The 13474-nt window shown below is 63.4% G+C and carries 15 protein-coding genes; 10 read left to right on the top strand and 5 right to left on the bottom strand.

The features are described from left to right. Nucleotides 1–52: 52 nt before the first annotated feature. The 4 genes from ACJ8FR_RS09115 to ACJ8FR_RS09100 all read left to right on the top strand — a co-directional run bounded on the left by ACJ8FR_RS09115 (nt 53) and on the right by ACJ8FR_RS09100 (nt 4063). Nucleotides 53–1699: a sensor histidine kinase gene (locus tag ACJ8FR_RS09115; protein ID WP_407828319.1), complete on the top strand. Its 1647-nt coding sequence runs from the start codon at nt 53–55 to the stop codon at nt 1697–1699. After that, nucleotides 1696–2319 carry a response regulator gene (locus tag ACJ8FR_RS09110; RefSeq protein WP_407828318.1) on the top strand — a complete coding sequence of 208 codons (624 nt, stop codon included), beginning with the start codon at nt 1696–1698 and terminating at the stop codon, nt 2317–2319. The genes ACJ8FR_RS09115 and ACJ8FR_RS09110 overlap by 4 nt, the downstream gene beginning before the upstream one ends. A 287-nt stretch (nt 2320–2606) precedes the next feature. Next, nucleotides 2607–3173 (top strand): PEPxxWA-CTERM sorting domain-containing protein, encoded by a 567-nt coding sequence (locus ACJ8FR_RS09105; RefSeq protein WP_407828317.1) that lies wholly within the window; start codon nt 2607–2609, stop codon nt 3171–3173. Nucleotides 3174–3496: 323 nt separating this feature from the next. Next, on the top strand, nt 3497–4063 hold the full coding sequence (locus ACJ8FR_RS09100) for a PEPxxWA-CTERM sorting domain-containing protein (RefSeq protein WP_407828316.1): 567 nt from the start codon (nt 3497–3499) through the stop codon (nt 4061–4063). A gap of 184 nt (nt 4064–4247) precedes the next feature. On the opposite strand, the gene ACJ8FR_RS09095 is transcribed toward ACJ8FR_RS09100, so the two are convergent. Next, complete coding sequence (locus ACJ8FR_RS09095) at nt 4248–4454, bottom strand: hypothetical protein (RefSeq protein WP_407828315.1); 207 nt, start codon at nt 4452–4454, stop codon at nt 4248–4250. A gap of 497 nt (nt 4455–4951) precedes the next feature. Between ACJ8FR_RS09095 and ACJ8FR_RS09090 the strand changes: the two genes are divergently transcribed. After that, nucleotides 4952–6610, top strand: a complete 1659-nt coding sequence (locus ACJ8FR_RS09090) for a putative bifunctional diguanylate cyclase/phosphodiesterase (protein WP_407828314.1) — start codon at nt 4952–4954, stop codon at nt 6608–6610. A gap of 95 nt (nt 6611–6705) precedes the next feature. Here ACJ8FR_RS09090 and ACJ8FR_RS09085 read toward each other — a convergent pair whose 3' ends face one another. The 4 genes from ACJ8FR_RS09085 to ACJ8FR_RS09070 form a co-directional block, all read right to left on the bottom strand. Further along, nucleotides 6706–7041 (bottom strand): polymer-forming cytoskeletal protein, encoded by a 336-nt coding sequence (locus ACJ8FR_RS09085; protein WP_407828313.1) that lies wholly within the window; start codon nt 7039–7041, stop codon nt 6706–6708. Nucleotides 7042–7481: 440 nt separating this feature from the next. Then, the gene (locus ACJ8FR_RS09080; protein WP_407828312.1) at nt 7482–8249 is read right to left on the bottom strand and encodes a CsgG/HfaB family protein; all 768 of its coding nucleotides are present in this window, start codon (nt 8247–8249) and stop codon (nt 7482–7484) included. A gap of 363 nt (nt 8250–8612) precedes the next feature. Then, nucleotides 8613–9830 (bottom strand): B12-binding domain-containing radical SAM protein, encoded by a 1218-nt coding sequence (locus tag ACJ8FR_RS09075; protein WP_407828311.1) that lies wholly within the window; start codon nt 9828–9830, stop codon nt 8613–8615. After that, nucleotides 9827–10033, bottom strand: a complete 207-nt coding sequence (locus ACJ8FR_RS09070; protein ID WP_407828310.1) for a MerR family transcriptional regulator — start codon at nt 10031–10033, stop codon at nt 9827–9829. The genes ACJ8FR_RS09075 and ACJ8FR_RS09070 overlap by 4 nt, the downstream gene beginning before the upstream one ends. Before the next feature lie 76 nt (nt 10034–10109). Between ACJ8FR_RS09070 and ACJ8FR_RS09065 the strand changes: the two genes are divergently transcribed. The 5 genes from ACJ8FR_RS09065 to lepA form a co-directional block, all read left to right on the top strand. Continuing rightward, a complete protein-coding gene (locus ACJ8FR_RS09065; RefSeq protein ID WP_407828309.1) occupies nt 10110–11252 on the top strand; it encodes a hypothetical protein in 1143 nt (380 codons plus the stop codon). A gap of 164 nt (nt 11253–11416) precedes the next feature. Continuing rightward, entirely contained in the window at nt 11417–11572 is a 156-nt protein-coding gene (locus ACJ8FR_RS09060) for a hypothetical protein (protein WP_407828308.1), read from the top strand. Further along, nucleotides 11569–11805, top strand: coding sequence for a DUF3310 domain-containing protein (locus ACJ8FR_RS09055; RefSeq protein WP_407828307.1), 237 nt, complete (start codon nt 11569–11571; stop codon nt 11803–11805). Before ACJ8FR_RS09060 ends, ACJ8FR_RS09055 begins: the two co-directional genes overlap by 4 nt. Continuing rightward, entirely contained in the window at nt 11802–12266 is a 465-nt protein-coding gene (locus ACJ8FR_RS09050) for a hypothetical protein (protein ID WP_407828306.1), read from the top strand. Before ACJ8FR_RS09055 ends, ACJ8FR_RS09050 begins: the two co-directional genes overlap by 4 nt. Before the next feature lie 174 nt (nt 12267–12440). Beyond that, nucleotides 12441–13474 (top strand): translation elongation factor 4 (gene lepA / locus ACJ8FR_RS09045; RefSeq protein WP_407828305.1); only part of this gene is annotated, 1034 nt, incomplete at its 3' end.

Here is a 13474-nt window from a genome sequence, read left to right as displayed (position 1 = left end):
GTTCGGCTGCGTTCGGTTAGACTGATCCCGCGGCGACGCTGGGGGGATTTTCTTGGAGCAGCTGACGGCCCTTCGGAGCCTGTTCAAATTCCATAGCGGGCGGGTGATCGCGCTCGGCCGGGTGATGCTCGCCATCACCCTTTTCCTGGTCGTCATGGTCGGGCGCAGCCAGGCGGAGCTGACCCAGACCTATCCCTTCCTCGTCCTTTATGCCGCGGGCGCCGGCATCATCGCTGTGGCGACGTGGAAGAATTGGTGGCTCGACGCGCGCCTCGCGATCCTGACCCACGCCATCGACATGGCAGTGTTCACCGGGCTGGCCTTTTCATCGACCGGTGCCAGCAGTCCGTTCGTCCTGTTCTTCATCCTGCCTTTGCTCTCGGCCGCCGTGCGCTGGAGCTGGCGTGAGACCGCGCTGACGGCGGCCGTGTTGATCGCTTTGTTCACAATTGGCGCTTTCCTGCTTTCCGCCACGGAGGGTTTCGAACTTCAGCGCTTCGTCCTTCGCGGAGCGAACCTCGTCATCGTCACCCTGCTGTTGATCTGGTTCGGCGTTCACCAGCGCTTCGCCCGCACCTTCTTCCGCGTCGAGGATTTCGAAGTCGCCGTCCGCGAAGGCGAGAATCCGCTTGCCCGCTCGCTCGCCTTCGCGATGCGTGCGAGCCAGGCCGCGAGCGGCGCGCTGATCGTCGGGCCGGTCGGCGAGGAAGCGTCCGACGGCTTCGTCGCCGCTTCCGGCCACGGTCGCAACTTCACAGCCGAGCGCCCGCTCGTGCGCCAATTTCGGCAAGGCGGGGACATCGCTTTGCTGTTCGACGTCGGAGCCGGCCGGGCGTTGACCCGGCCGCCCGAGGGCCACTTCCTGTTCCTCAATGCTTCCGCCGCGATCGACATGGACGAGGCGCGGGACCTCGGGCTGACCACCGGCGTCATCGCCGAGATCAGCACCGGCGCCCATCACGGCTGGCTGGTGCTGTGGGACGTCCCCGAACTGTCGACCGACTTTCTCGACTTCGGGCGGGAGCTTGCGCGCACGGTCGGCGGGACCCTCGACCGCTATGCGCTGCTCGAGGCGATCGAGGTCGGCGCCGCGGTCCGCACCCGGCTGTCGCTGGCGCGCGACGTCCACGACAGCATCGTCCAGTTTCTTGCCGGCGCGGCGTTCAGGATCGAGGCGATCAAGCGCTCGGCCCTTTCCGGCGCCGCGGTCGATGGCGATCTCGACGAGCTCAAGCGCCTGTTCGTCGAGGAGCAGAGCGAGATCCGCGGCTTCGTCATGGCGCTTCGCCAGCATCGCGATCTCGAGCTCGCGGAAGCCGTCGCCGAGCTGCGCGCGCTCGCCGACCGGCTCGGCCAGCAATGGTCGGTCGACTGCACGGTCGCCGCCGAGGGCGACGAGGCGCCAATCCCGATCCGGCTCCAGCTCGATCTCCAGCAATTGCTGCGCGAGGCGGTGGCCAATGCCGTGCGCCACGGCGGCGCCGACCGCATCGATGTCGGCCTCTCGGTCGCCGACGGCAACGTCCGGCTGAGCGTCGCCGACAACGGCTCGGGCTTCGCGCCCGCCAACGGCGCCGCTGCGGAGCCCTGGTCGCTCAAGGAACGGGTCGAACGCGCGCACGGCTCGATCCGGCTGGATTCCGCTCCGGGCGCGACCAGCATTCTCATCAGCCTTCCGCTCAGGGGAGCCGCCGCTTGACCCGCGTCCTTCTTGTCGATGACCACCCGATGATCGGCGCGGCGCTCGAAATGCTGCTCCGCGGCACCGATTATGAGCTGCTTGGCCGCGCCCGCAGCGTCGCCGAGGCGAACCGCGAGATCGGCCGGCTCAAGCCCGACCTGCTGTTGGTCGACGTCAACCTGCCCGACGGCTCGGGCCTCGACGTTCTGCGCCGCGTGACTCGCGCACGGTCGCGCGCGCGCCCCGCCGTGATCCTGCTGACGGCGGGCATGGACGAAGCCCAGCTGCTGACCGCGGCGGACCTTGACCCCGAAGGCATGGTCCTCAAGACGTCGGACCCCGGCCTGCTGACCCAATGCATGGATGCGGTCGTCGCGGGCAACAAGTGGATCGACCCGGAAATCGCCGATCGCACGCGCCGTGCCCAGGAGCGGGCGGATTCGGCGCCCCCGTTGACCCGCCGCGAGCGCGAATTGATCGAGCTCGTCCGCCAGGGCTTGAGGAACCGCGACATCGCCGCCGAGCTCGGTGTCACCGAAGGCACCGTGAAGGTCTACCTCCACGCGATCTTCGACAAGCTCGAGGTCGAGAACCGCACCGAGCTTGCGCTGCGTGCCGCCCAGCTGATCAGCCGCTGACACTGGGATTGTGGACCGGCGTGTGAAGATGCCGGCTTTCTGCCGGCGCGTGGCAACTGGCGTCCCGTCCGAAGCTCGAAGCGCGCAGAGCTGGGCGTTAACCGGCCCGATCTGCGTCAAAACGGAACATCCTTAGCCGGGTTATGAAAATTTCATTTTATATTCAATGCGCTTCGGCTTCGTGGCGGGAATCCGCAGGGAAAAAAACCGCTCGCAAAATATAACAAAAGGGAGTTAAGCAAGATTTAACGAATCCTTCGATTCGGAGCGGGCAACAGGAGTGTGACATGCGTAAATTGGTTCTAGCGACGGCCGCCGCCGCGGCGATGGCATCGGCATCGGGCGCCAATGCGGCCATCACCCTCGGTTCGACCGGTCAGCTCTCCGGGTCTTCGACATCTGTGACGTCTGCCATCACCGACAACGTCAATAATCCAAATGCGATGACGTTCACCACGAACAACGCCGCAGCCGGGGTGGGTACGAGCTTTTTCGATTTCCTCGAGAGTTACGCCAGCACGGGAGTCTTCTCGGTCACGACGTCAACGTTTCCATCGTCAAGTGTGACGCTGTTCAACGTGCTGACGGGCCAGCCGGTATACGCGAGCACGGTCGCGACCCAAGCGGGCTCGGGCTACTCCCTCAATCTCACCACCAGTCTCGCTGCTAACACCTGGTACCGGTTCACCTATACCGCGAACATGGCGACTCCTGGCAATCTTGCCGGCACCGCCAACTTCTACGTGGCGACCGTTCCGGAGCCTGCGACGTGGGCCCTGATGCTGCTCGGCTTCGGCGGCATGGGCTTCGCGCTGCGCCGCCGCCGCCGTCCGGTTCTCGCGCAACTCGCATAACGAGATCCGTCGTCGACAATCAGGGCGGCCCCTAACCGGGGGCCGCCCTTTTCGTATCAATCGCGCCTCCGCCCTGTGCCGCCGCGGCGCACTTGCCGCGGTCGCAACCAGGACAGTCACGATGCGCGCCTTCTTGCGCAAGCGGCATAGCCGCTGCGACCCCGCTTCCCCCCGAATCACGCCGCTAGACCGCTGAAGTCTAACCCAGATAAGTCTGCCGTGGGTATTTCCCGCACGTAAGAATCATCTTCCTACGGCTGTTGGAACCGGATCGTTTATTCGTGGTTAACCGGGGCGCCATCTCTGCTTCGGGAGAACAGCGAATGCGTAAGTTCATGATTGCGCTCGCGGGCGCGACAGCCCTCACTGCCGCTTCGGCGGCCAATGCGGCCATCACCCTCGGGTCGACCGGTCAGCTCTCCGGGTCTTCGACATCTGTGACATCGGTCATCACCGACAACGTCAATAATCCAAACAAGGTGACGTTCACGACGAACAACGCCGCAGCCGGGGTGGGTACGAGCTTCTTCGATTTCCTCGAGAGTTACGCTAGCTTGGGAGTCTTCTCGGTCACGACGGCAACCAATCCCGCCTCGACTGTGACGCTGTTCAACGTGCTGACGGGCCAGCCGGTATACGCGACCACGGTCGCGACCCAAACGGGCTCGAGCTACTCCCTCAATCTCAGCACGAACCTCGCGGCTAACACCTGGTACCGGTTCACCTATACCGCGAACATGGCGACTGCTGGCGATCTTGCCGGCACCGCCAACTTCTACGTGGCGACCGTTCCGGAGCCTGCGACGTGGGCCCTGATGCTGCTCGGCTTCGGCGGCATGGGCTTCGCGCTGCGCCGCCGCCGCCGTCCGGTCCTTACGCAGGTCGCTTGAGGCAAGCCTGGCCCGCTAAGGGGGCGGGCAGAGCATAATGGGTTCTCCCGGTGGTGCCGCTTGCCCGCGGCCACCGCCATGTGAAGCGAGACGGAGGCGGCGCCTTCCCCCCGAAGCGCCGCCTCTTTCGCGTCGCCGTCTCTTTCACGTCAGGGAACCGAAGTCCTCACTTCGGCTTGCGCCGTCACTTCGGCTTGCGCCGTCGGGGCACGGGCTGAATTGGCGAAGGCCCGATCAGGGCCACGCGGCGATGGTTGGACCAGATCTCGACCCTCAGGTCGGATGACCTGCCGGCGGATTTCTCGACCGCCTCGAGCACGTCGCGCGCTTCCAATTCATCGGCGTGTTCGAGGACGCTTTCGCGGAAGTAGAGAATCTGGAAAATCGGCATGGCCTCGCAACGAACAACGCTGGATACCCGCGCCTGAAGCTCAACGCCTGAAGCTCAATGCTCACCACGGCCGCTGGCCGTTGCACAAGGGAAAGGGGCGGCCCACTCGGCTAAAGGGACCGCCCGCCTCTGCTCGTGCCGCACTTGGGGGCAATCGGCACGAAGGCCGAAACCGTTTCAGCCGGGTCCGGTTCCCTTGGATTCGTTCGCACGGCCATGATCGCCCTCGCAGTGGCTGGTCCGCAAAAGCACCAAACGTCCTCGTTTCGCGCGGCGGATCCACGGCGACAATGTCCAATTTCCTGCGCCCCGCGCAGGAATGCGCTTAGGTATGCCTATCGTTTACGATGTTCGACGCGTCCTGCGGTGCGCGCGGCCGCGGCGCCGAGTAGGGGCAGGCCCCTATCCGCCGCCTATTGTTGGACATTGCGGAGGGTTGCGATCAGCTGTTTCGGGCGGTGTTCACCATCCCCGTTTACTCCAAATTGACCCGATCGATGGTAATTCGGCCCGTGGGAAACGGCAGCGTAAATTATTGGTCGACCTTGAAGGCCGCGCGCGAGCTCGCCAGCAGCAACTGGATTACGAGTTGTGCGGCACTCGCTGCATTGTTCCTGTTCATTCCTACCGGACAAAATATCGTCGCGGCGGCATTTGCGGGATCGCTCGATTCCGGAATTGACCGCCGCTCTGCGGTCGCCTTTCTCCTGAACGTCGCGGTCATCTTGTTCGCGTGGCGGCGGTCGAAGGACTTGCAGCGTGCGCTCGCAACCAACGAATTGTCGCAACAGGCAGCTCACGCCAACGCGTTCGTCGACCATGTTACGGGACTTGCGAACCGGCGGGAGCTGATGCGGATCCTGACCGAACCCGGTTCCAACTGCGGCGGCAGCCGGCTCCTGCTGTTCGATCTCGACTTCTTCAAGAAGGTCAACGACCTGTACGGCCACATCGTCGGCGACGAAGTCCTCAAGCGGGCCGCGGCCACCATTCGCGATCTGGTCCCCAAGGGCTCGCTTTGCGCGCGGCTTGGAGGCGATGAGTTCGCGGTCGTCGTACCAAAACAGTCGGATCAATCCGTCGCGCGATCGGTCGCGCGCATCCTTGAGGCGATTGCGCAGCCGATCGTGCTGGGTACCGCGACAGTTCACGTGTCCGCGTCGATTGGCATCTCGAAGATCGAAACCGGAATGACCGCCGAGGAGTGTCTGCGAAGATCGGACATTGCGATGTACGCGGCCAAGCGTGCCGGGCGTAATCGCCAGGTCTGGTTCGACGATCAGATGGAGAAAGAGCTGCTTGAGCGCACCCGGCTCGAAGATGAGATCCGCGACGCGATTGCAAAGGGCGAATTCGTTCCCTTCTATCAACCCCAGATCGACCTCGTCACCGGCCAGCTCACCGGTTTCGAAGTCCTCGCCAGGTGGCATTCACCGTCGAGAGGATTGATCGAGCCGGCCGACTTCATCAACGTCGCCGAGGGATCGGGACTGATCGCCGAGCTCTCCTTGAGCGTCATGAAGCAGGCGCTTCGCGAAGCCCGCGACTGGCCGAGCCATCTGAAGATCGCCGTCAACATTTCGCCGGTGCAGTTCAGGGACTCGCAATTGGCGGAGCGCATTTTGAAGCTGCTCGCCGAAACCAACTTCCCCGGCACGCGCCTGGAAGTCGAGATCACGGAATCCTCCTTCCTCGAGGATAGGGAGACCGCGCTGACCATCGTCGAGAGCCTGAAGAACATCGGCGCGACGATCTCGCTCGACGACTTCGGCACCGGCTACGCCTCGCTGTCGCAGCTTCAGTCGCTACCCTTCGATCGCATCAAGATCGACAAGAGCTTCGTCTCCTCGCTGCTCGCCGATGTGCAGAGCGACGCGATCGTCAGCACGATCCTGTCCCTCGGGCGGGCCCTGCAGCTGCCGATCACCGCCGAGGGAATCGAGGATGACGGCACCAGGCACCGCCTGCAGCAGCTCGGCTGTTCGGATGGGCAAGGATGGCTGTTCGGCAAGGCGGTTCCCGGCGACGTCGTGCGTGCCAGCCTCGGAATCCCAAGCGCCGCGGACGGAAAAGCTCTTCCGGCCACGCCTCCAGCTCCATTGCCCGACCGGCGCAATCAGCATCGCCGGGCCGCCGGCGCGAAGCGAGCCCGCTAAGCGAAGCTCCGCCTGTCCGCTTCCCACCCAAGCCGAAGTTGGCCAGCTACATCCCACGAGCGAAATTGTAGGATCCGGTGAGCTGGCAAACGCCTTCAAACGGCTTCGGTGCCGCCTGCCAGCATCAACTTGGGCTCCGCCGCGCGGTTGCTGAAATTGCCTTCGACCTGAGCTCCCTCCTCGATCGACAACGTACCATAGGTAACATCACCTTCGATTCGAGCCGTCTTCAGGATCACCAGCGTATCGGCGCTGATCGAACCCTTGATCTTGCCGGCCACGTGCGCGTTTTCGGCCACGACCGCGCCGGTGATCTCGCTGGTCTCACCCTGGACCAGGGCGGCGCATTTGATGTCGCCGTCGACCCTTCCGTCCAAATGCAGATCCGCCGTCGCCGCCAGATCGCCCTCAATGCCGATGTCCGCACCCAATATCGTAAAGCTCGATTTGCGCTTCGTTGAGAACATTGCTCGGTACCTCCAGGAGGGGATCCGGATTCACTGGCCGGGAGGGCATGAATGGGTTGGTGGACTCTGCGCGCGAACCCAGCGCCTGCCATCCGGCTTTGTAAGGATCCCCCGTGCTCCTGAACTTTGATTAGCCGGGCGGGTCGAGCGAAACCTTAAGCCCATCCACATTAAAGACAGGCCGGGGGCCCGGCGCGGCCAAACGAGTTCACCGTCCCGTAGAGGGTCAAATCTCGCAAATTCGACCGTCCTCGTGGGGCCCGGCGGAATGTCCGCAATGGGTCGAAGGCAGACATTGCGTACGCTGCATTAGTCCCACTCTCTGCGTCCCACGCGACGCAAAGCGACGCGCGAGCATCTTCCCAAGCGAGCCGCTCAGTGGTGCGAGCGCACCGGCACCGCCCCTACCGCCGCGGCGCCGCCACCGGGACCGGCGAGTAGCCGCCGAGCTGGGTCACCAGTTTCTTGTAGGCGTCGAGGTAAGCGAGCACGATGATCTGGCCGATCGCGGTGTCCTGGTATCCGCTCGCGCCCGCGGCCGCGAAGCCGCCCCACCAGCCGGCGCCGCCGCCGGCGCCCCAGCTGACGTCGGTCTTGCGCGCATAGCCTTCGGTCAGCGCTTCCTCTTCCGTCGTGCGGGCGTTGACCAGGCTCAGGGTGACGTTGGCCTCGCCCTTCTTGACGTTGATTCCGCCGGCGAGCGCCCCGACCGCGCCGAAGCCGCCGCCGAAGTGGCCGAGCAGGCCGCCGATCGCCGCCCCGGCGCCGCCGCCGCCGCTATTCTTGTTGGTGCTGACGATGTCGGGCTGGAGGAAATAATCCGCCGCCTTGACCTGACCCTTGCCCATATTCGATCCGCGCTGGAGCTCGCCCTGCTCGGCCATCGCTCGCTCCATCGCCCGGCTGTTCATCGCGCGGTCGCGGTTGACCATTCCGAAGCAGCCCGACTGCGCGACGAAGATCTTGATGATCGCCTCGGGGCTGCCGAGGTTCAGTTCGCGCCACCACTCCTTGTCGGGCGGGACGATCGCCAGCGTGCCGATCCTGTGGGTGCAAATGGGGATTTCCTGCTCGCCCCGCGCCTGGTCCTTATGCCCCGAGCTTGCGTCGGCCAGCACTGGCGATGCGGTGAACGCGAGCGCTGCGCCCGCGAGATACGCGAATTTGGTCATCATCACGCCCCTCCATGAAGAGTCGCTTGGATAACAGGAATTTAAGTGAGTCGATAGTGAGACACCGAGCAAAAGGGAGCGATTGCAAACAGCGATCGCGAGCTATTGCGTAGAGCTGTCGAAACTCGGCCGGCGCGCGAACGAGCGGCTAGACCGCGAGCAAGACGCGACCGACGTCACGTCGGGTTTACCCCGCGTGACGGGCTTTCAGCTTAGGAGCAGCGAATGCATCGGAAAACCAGGGAGGCCATCGACCTCGTAGCCGCGCTGCGACCGCGAGCGCACAGTGGCGGCGATCAAAGCGACCGAGGGCAAACGGCTAACTTATCGGCCACTCAAAGCGACCAGCGACGGCACGATCGCTCAGATGTTCCCGGCCAAGGCGTGAGTGGGATGCTGATGGTCCCGGCCCATATGGATCAGGTCCCACGCAAACTCCTTTAGCTCAAAGCCGTGCGTCGCCGGCTTCACCCGTTTGGGCGCGGCGCTCTGCTCTTTGTCCTTGCGGGCGCGTAGGCCGAACGCTTCCTCAAAATTGCGCGCCTTCTCGAATTTCTTCACGAGCCCTTCATAGGCGGGGAACGCGCCGCCGAACCCGATCACGCGCCGAGCAACGGCGACCATTTCGAGTTCTTCCGCCGTCCAATTCGGGCCGACATAGCTGTCCTTATTGAGGGCATAGTCGCCGGTGAGCGGCTGATAGCGCATCGGGTAAGCTGCAACGCCCCAAGCGAGGAGATCGCGCACTCTGGTAAAGAGGTCGTCTGGCGTGTCCCGGTGGTTGTAAAGGACGTAACAGACAACGTGGCCCATGCGGTGGCCCTTCAAGCCAACGTGGCGCAGGTTGAGGATTGCCCGCTCCATGCTGTTCCGCATTTGGATGAAATCGTAGGAGAAGCGGATCGTTGGAATCCGCACTCGCTTAAGCTCGTGCGCCACTTCTTCAGTCACGAGGCGGGCGTCTAGGCCCTGATTAAAGTCCGCTTCGAGGTCGAGTTCGCGCAGTTCCTCGAAAACATCCGGCCAATGTTTTTCGCCGAGGATGTTATTGTCCCAAAAGATAACCCGCTTGTGGTCGGGATGGATTAGGTGGCCGATCCGGCCGGTGTTACGAATCTGGAACGGCTTGCCCTCAAGCATTGGCACCGCGCAAAAGTCGCATTTGCGGATGCACCCGCGCGTCGTGAATACGATCGACGCGGCGCGGTCCCGATGCCACGCCGGGACCATCTCATAATCCGGCATCAAGTCTTCGGCGTCCTTGATTAGGCCCGTCACCACCTCGTGCGCGCCGCTTTCGCGCGCATGGTCCGGCATCAGCGTTGCGTAGATGCCGCCGAGCGATACCTTCGCCTTCGGGAACAGCGCGCGGTAAAATGCGACCGCTTCCCAGACCGGCTTCCACGCCCATGTGAACAGGCTCGTCACCTGTATTTCATCCGGCACGAACCGCGTCACGAGTTCAAGCCCGCGGACGAAGCGCACCTCGTGCCCCTGCATCTTATAGAGCGTGGAGAGCTTGAGCAGCCCGAGCGGCGGATATTGCGTATAATAGCCGGGTTCGACGAGCAAAATCTTCACGCGGCGGCAGCCTCGGCAGGATCGACGATTGCATCCTTCCATTCGAGGATGCGCTGAATGTCCTCATCGGAATAGACGCGCTCGTTTTTGCGGGCATAGCGTTTGGCGGGCGGAATCTTTTTCTCGCGCTCCCACCGATATAGGGTCAGCTTGTGCACGCCGATCTTCTTGGCGGCTTCCCCCATGCTGTAGCGACCACTCACGGTATCGTTCCCTCTCTGTGTACCGATCTGTGCCGATCTATTTATCAGCGCCCGCAGCGGATTGCAACGGCCTGTATTGCCCCGCTTAGGCAATGCTAGTATCTGCTGTACCGCCGACACCGTGCGTCGCGGTGCGGGCTCTGGGAGAACGAACATGACCGAACAGACCTTTGAAGAGGTGGTGGTTAAGGGCGAGACCATCCGCCTTGAGCACAGCAACGTCGCCATCGACGACATCCTGCTCGATGAGGACAACCCCCGCCTGCGCTATATGCGGGAGAGTGCGCCCGATAAGCCGCTCGACGAGCTGATCCGCAACCTCGCGGACGCACCGAAGCTGCGTAGAGACATCGAGGACAACGGCGGTTTGCGCGAGCGCGTGATCCTTCGCCCCACGGCGGACGGCAAGTATCTTGCCGCCGAGGGGAATCGCCGCAGGGTTGCCGTTGGCGACCTCCACGCCAAGAACCCGAAGGACGAGCGGTGGAAGTGGATGCCCGCCCGCGTGTTGCCCGCCGATATGGCACCTCGCAACTTGGCGATCATGCTGGCCGACTGGCACGTCACCAACAAGGTGAAGTGGGACGCGCACGAGAAGGCCGGGCACATTTACCAGATGAGCAAGGTCCACAAAATTCCGCAGGACGACATCGCGATCGTGCTTCACGCGAGCAAGACGACCGTGAAGCGGCTGCTCGACGCCTATACGTTCATGATGGAGCGGTTCACCAAAGTGGACGAGGGCGCATACAAAGATTTGGCGGGCGGTACCTGGTCCTACTTCGACGAGCTGTTCCGCTCCAAGGAATTGCGGCAGCACCTCACTGACGATCCCGAGTTCGGCGACAAGTTTTGCCGCTGGGTCGGTGAGAAGCGGCTCGGCCAGCCGGTGCAGGTCCGCAAGCTGGCGAAGATTCTGGCCCATGCGGAAGCCAGCAAAGTGTTCGAGACCACCGCCGCAAACTCGGCTTTCGCCAGCGCCCAGCGCATCGTCGAGACGCAGGAGCCGGAAGAGGGCAGCGACTTCTTCAAGCTGCTCGCCAAGATGCGCGAGAGTCTCACCAGCGCTGCACAGGTGAAGGAAATCCTTCGCATCAGGACCGACAAGGTGGCGCGCAAGCGGGTGCTGGAAACTTATGAGGCGATGGTGGACTTCATGCACCTTGCCGACGTTGATCTCCCCGCCGGAGCCAGCGCAAACGATCAGGAAGCAGCATGAAGAATGTGCGGGACCGGCGAGGGCGCGAAGCCCGTAGCCGGTCCCTTGTGGGCGGCGGAGGTTCCCGCGCCGGGCTCTGGAAACCGTGAGCGAGGGGTTCGATTCCCCTGCCGTCCACCGATAGCTATATAGGCTTTTGGGGTTTGAATAGGAAGTTAAGTCCGATGAAGAACCGTTCACGTAAGACGGAAGCGCTGCCGACGCGGCCAGCGCCAGTATCACTCAAGCCGCTATCGACCGACGAGGCGAGCCAAGCCCTGTTTCAGACCACGCCAGCGAAGCCCACCACGGACGAACCGGACGACCGGGCGTTCAAGTGACTGATCCGGTCAATCATCCTTCCCATTATGGCGGTGGCGATAACCCCTATGAATCGATCCGGGTGGTCGAAGCGTGGGGGTTGAACTTCAACCTTGGAAACGTCGTCAAATACATTTCTCGGGCGGGCAAGAAGTGCAACAACGCGTTGGAGGACTTGGAAAAGGCCCGCTGGTACCTGGACCGAGAGATCGGCAATCTTGAATCTGCCGCCACCGAACAGGGCAATCAATGACTGCGGCGAACGCATCGTTCCTCACCGCTATAGCCGCATTCATCGCCGCTGCGGTGGCGCTCTATGTTGGTTTCCGCAACTCGGAAGCGGCCATTAAGGCCGCTCGGGCCGCGCTCATGAATGCCGAGAACGCGGGAAGGCATAGGATCGCGGCTTTTCGACAGGACTGGATCAATAACGTCATCGAGACTGTCTCCACTCATCACTCAATCGAGATGACGAAGAACTTTGCATCGCCCGACGCCATGGAGGATCAGCGGAAGCTAGCTTTTCTCCGAACCAAGTTGGAGATTCTGCTCAACCCGAATGAGACTGACACCGTCGAGCTGCTCAATGAAATGGATCAGCTTCGGAACAGCACCGGCCCCAAAGAGCGCACGGCGCATGATGCCGAGATCGTCAGAGTTGCGCGGCAGCTTCTGAAAAGAGAGTGGGCTCGGATCAAGACGGAACTCGCCTAATTCCCGCGCCGGGGACTAGTGCCGGCCCTTGCTCCGCGATCATCTGCGATTTCCGCATCTCTCGGCCAACCCGAAGCGCCAGCGCTTGGGTGGCGCGTCCCATCCAAGCCAACCGCACGAGCCCGCCGTTCCCCTTGGCCTCGGTGCTTCGGCCCTGCTAGCGCGCTGACCCACATGACCGACCTTTCCCGCATCCGCAATTTCTCGATCATCGCCCACATCGACCACGGCAAGTCGACGCTCGCCGACCGTCTGATCCAGGCGACCGGCGGCATGACCGACCGCGAGATGAGCGGCAACGCCCAGGTGCTCGACAATATGGACATCGAGCGCGAGCGCGGGATTACCATCAAGGCCCAGACCGTGCGGCTCGAGTGGAACGGGTACGAGCTCAACCTGATGGACACGCCCGGCCACGTCGACTTCGCCTATGAGGTGAGCCGCAGCCTCGCCGCGTGCGAGGGCGCGCTGCTGGTGGTCGACGCCGCGCAGGGCGTCGAGGCGCAGACGCTCGCCAACGTCTACCAGTCGATCGAGCACGACCATGAGATCGTGCCGGTGATCAACAAGATCGACCTCCCCGCGGCCGACCCCGAGGGCGTCCGCCAGGAGATCGAGGAGATCATCGGCCTCGACGCCTCCGGAGCCGTCCTCGCCAGCGCCAAGACCGGCGTCGGCATCACCGAAGTGCTCCAGGCGATCGTCGACAAGATCCCCCCGCCCAAGGGCGACGCGGCGGCTCCGCTCAAGGCCATGCTCGTCGACTCATGGTACGACCCTTATCTCGGCGTCGTCATCCTCGTCCGCGTCATCGACGGCACGCTCCGCAAGGGCGCGCAGGTCAAGTTCATGGCCGCCGGCACCACCCACCTCGTCGACCGCGTCGGCTGCTTCCGCCCCAAGATCGAGCAATTGAGCGAGCTCGGCCCCGGCGAAATCGGCTTCATCACCGCGCAGATCAAGGAAGTCGCCGAGACCCGCGTCGGCGACACCATCACCGATGCCAAGCACCCCACTGCGACCGCGCTCCCCGGCTTCAAGCTGGTCCAGCCGGTGGTCTTCTGCGGCCTGTTCCCGGTCGACGCCGCCGAGTTCGAGAAGCTCCGCGACAGCCTCTACAAATTGCGCCTCAACGACGCGAGTTTCAGCTTCGAGATGGAGACCAGCGCCGCCTTGGGCTTCGGCTTCCGCTGCGGCTTCCTCGGCCT

Source organism: Sphingomonas sp. (assembly GCF_045810705.1).
Taxonomy (GTDB): Bacteria; Pseudomonadota; Alphaproteobacteria; order Sphingomonadales; family Sphingomonadaceae; genus Sphingomicrobium.
The sequence above is the reverse complement of the archived record's forward strand: the minus strand, read 5'-3'. Positions and strand labels throughout refer to the sequence as shown.

Excerpts from the sequence above, each read along its gene's own strand:
- ACJ8FR_RS09105 (WP_407828317.1), top strand. The coding sequence starts at position 2,607 with ATGCGTAAATTGGTTCTAGCGACGGCCGCCGCCGCGGCGATGGCATCG.
- ACJ8FR_RS09100 (WP_407828316.1), top strand. The coding sequence starts at position 3,497 with ATGCGTAAGTTCATGATTGCGCTCGCGGGCGCGACAGCCCTCACTGCC.
- ACJ8FR_RS09095 (WP_407828315.1), bottom strand. The coding sequence starts at position 4,454 with ATGCCGATTTTCCAGATTCTCTACTTCCGCGAAAGCGTCCTCGAACAC.
- ACJ8FR_RS09090 (WP_407828314.1), top strand. The coding sequence starts at position 4,952 with ATGGTAATTCGGCCCGTGGGAAACGGCAGCGTAAATTATTGGTCGACC.
- ACJ8FR_RS09080 (WP_407828312.1), bottom strand. The coding sequence starts at position 8,249 with ATGACCAAATTCGCGTATCTCGCGGGCGCAGCGCTCGCGTTCACCGCA.
- ACJ8FR_RS09060 (WP_407828308.1), top strand. The coding sequence starts at position 11,417 with ATGAAGAACCGTTCACGTAAGACGGAAGCGCTGCCGACGCGGCCAGCG.
- ACJ8FR_RS09050 (WP_407828306.1), top strand. The coding sequence starts at position 11,802 with ATGACTGCGGCGAACGCATCGTTCCTCACCGCTATAGCCGCATTCATC.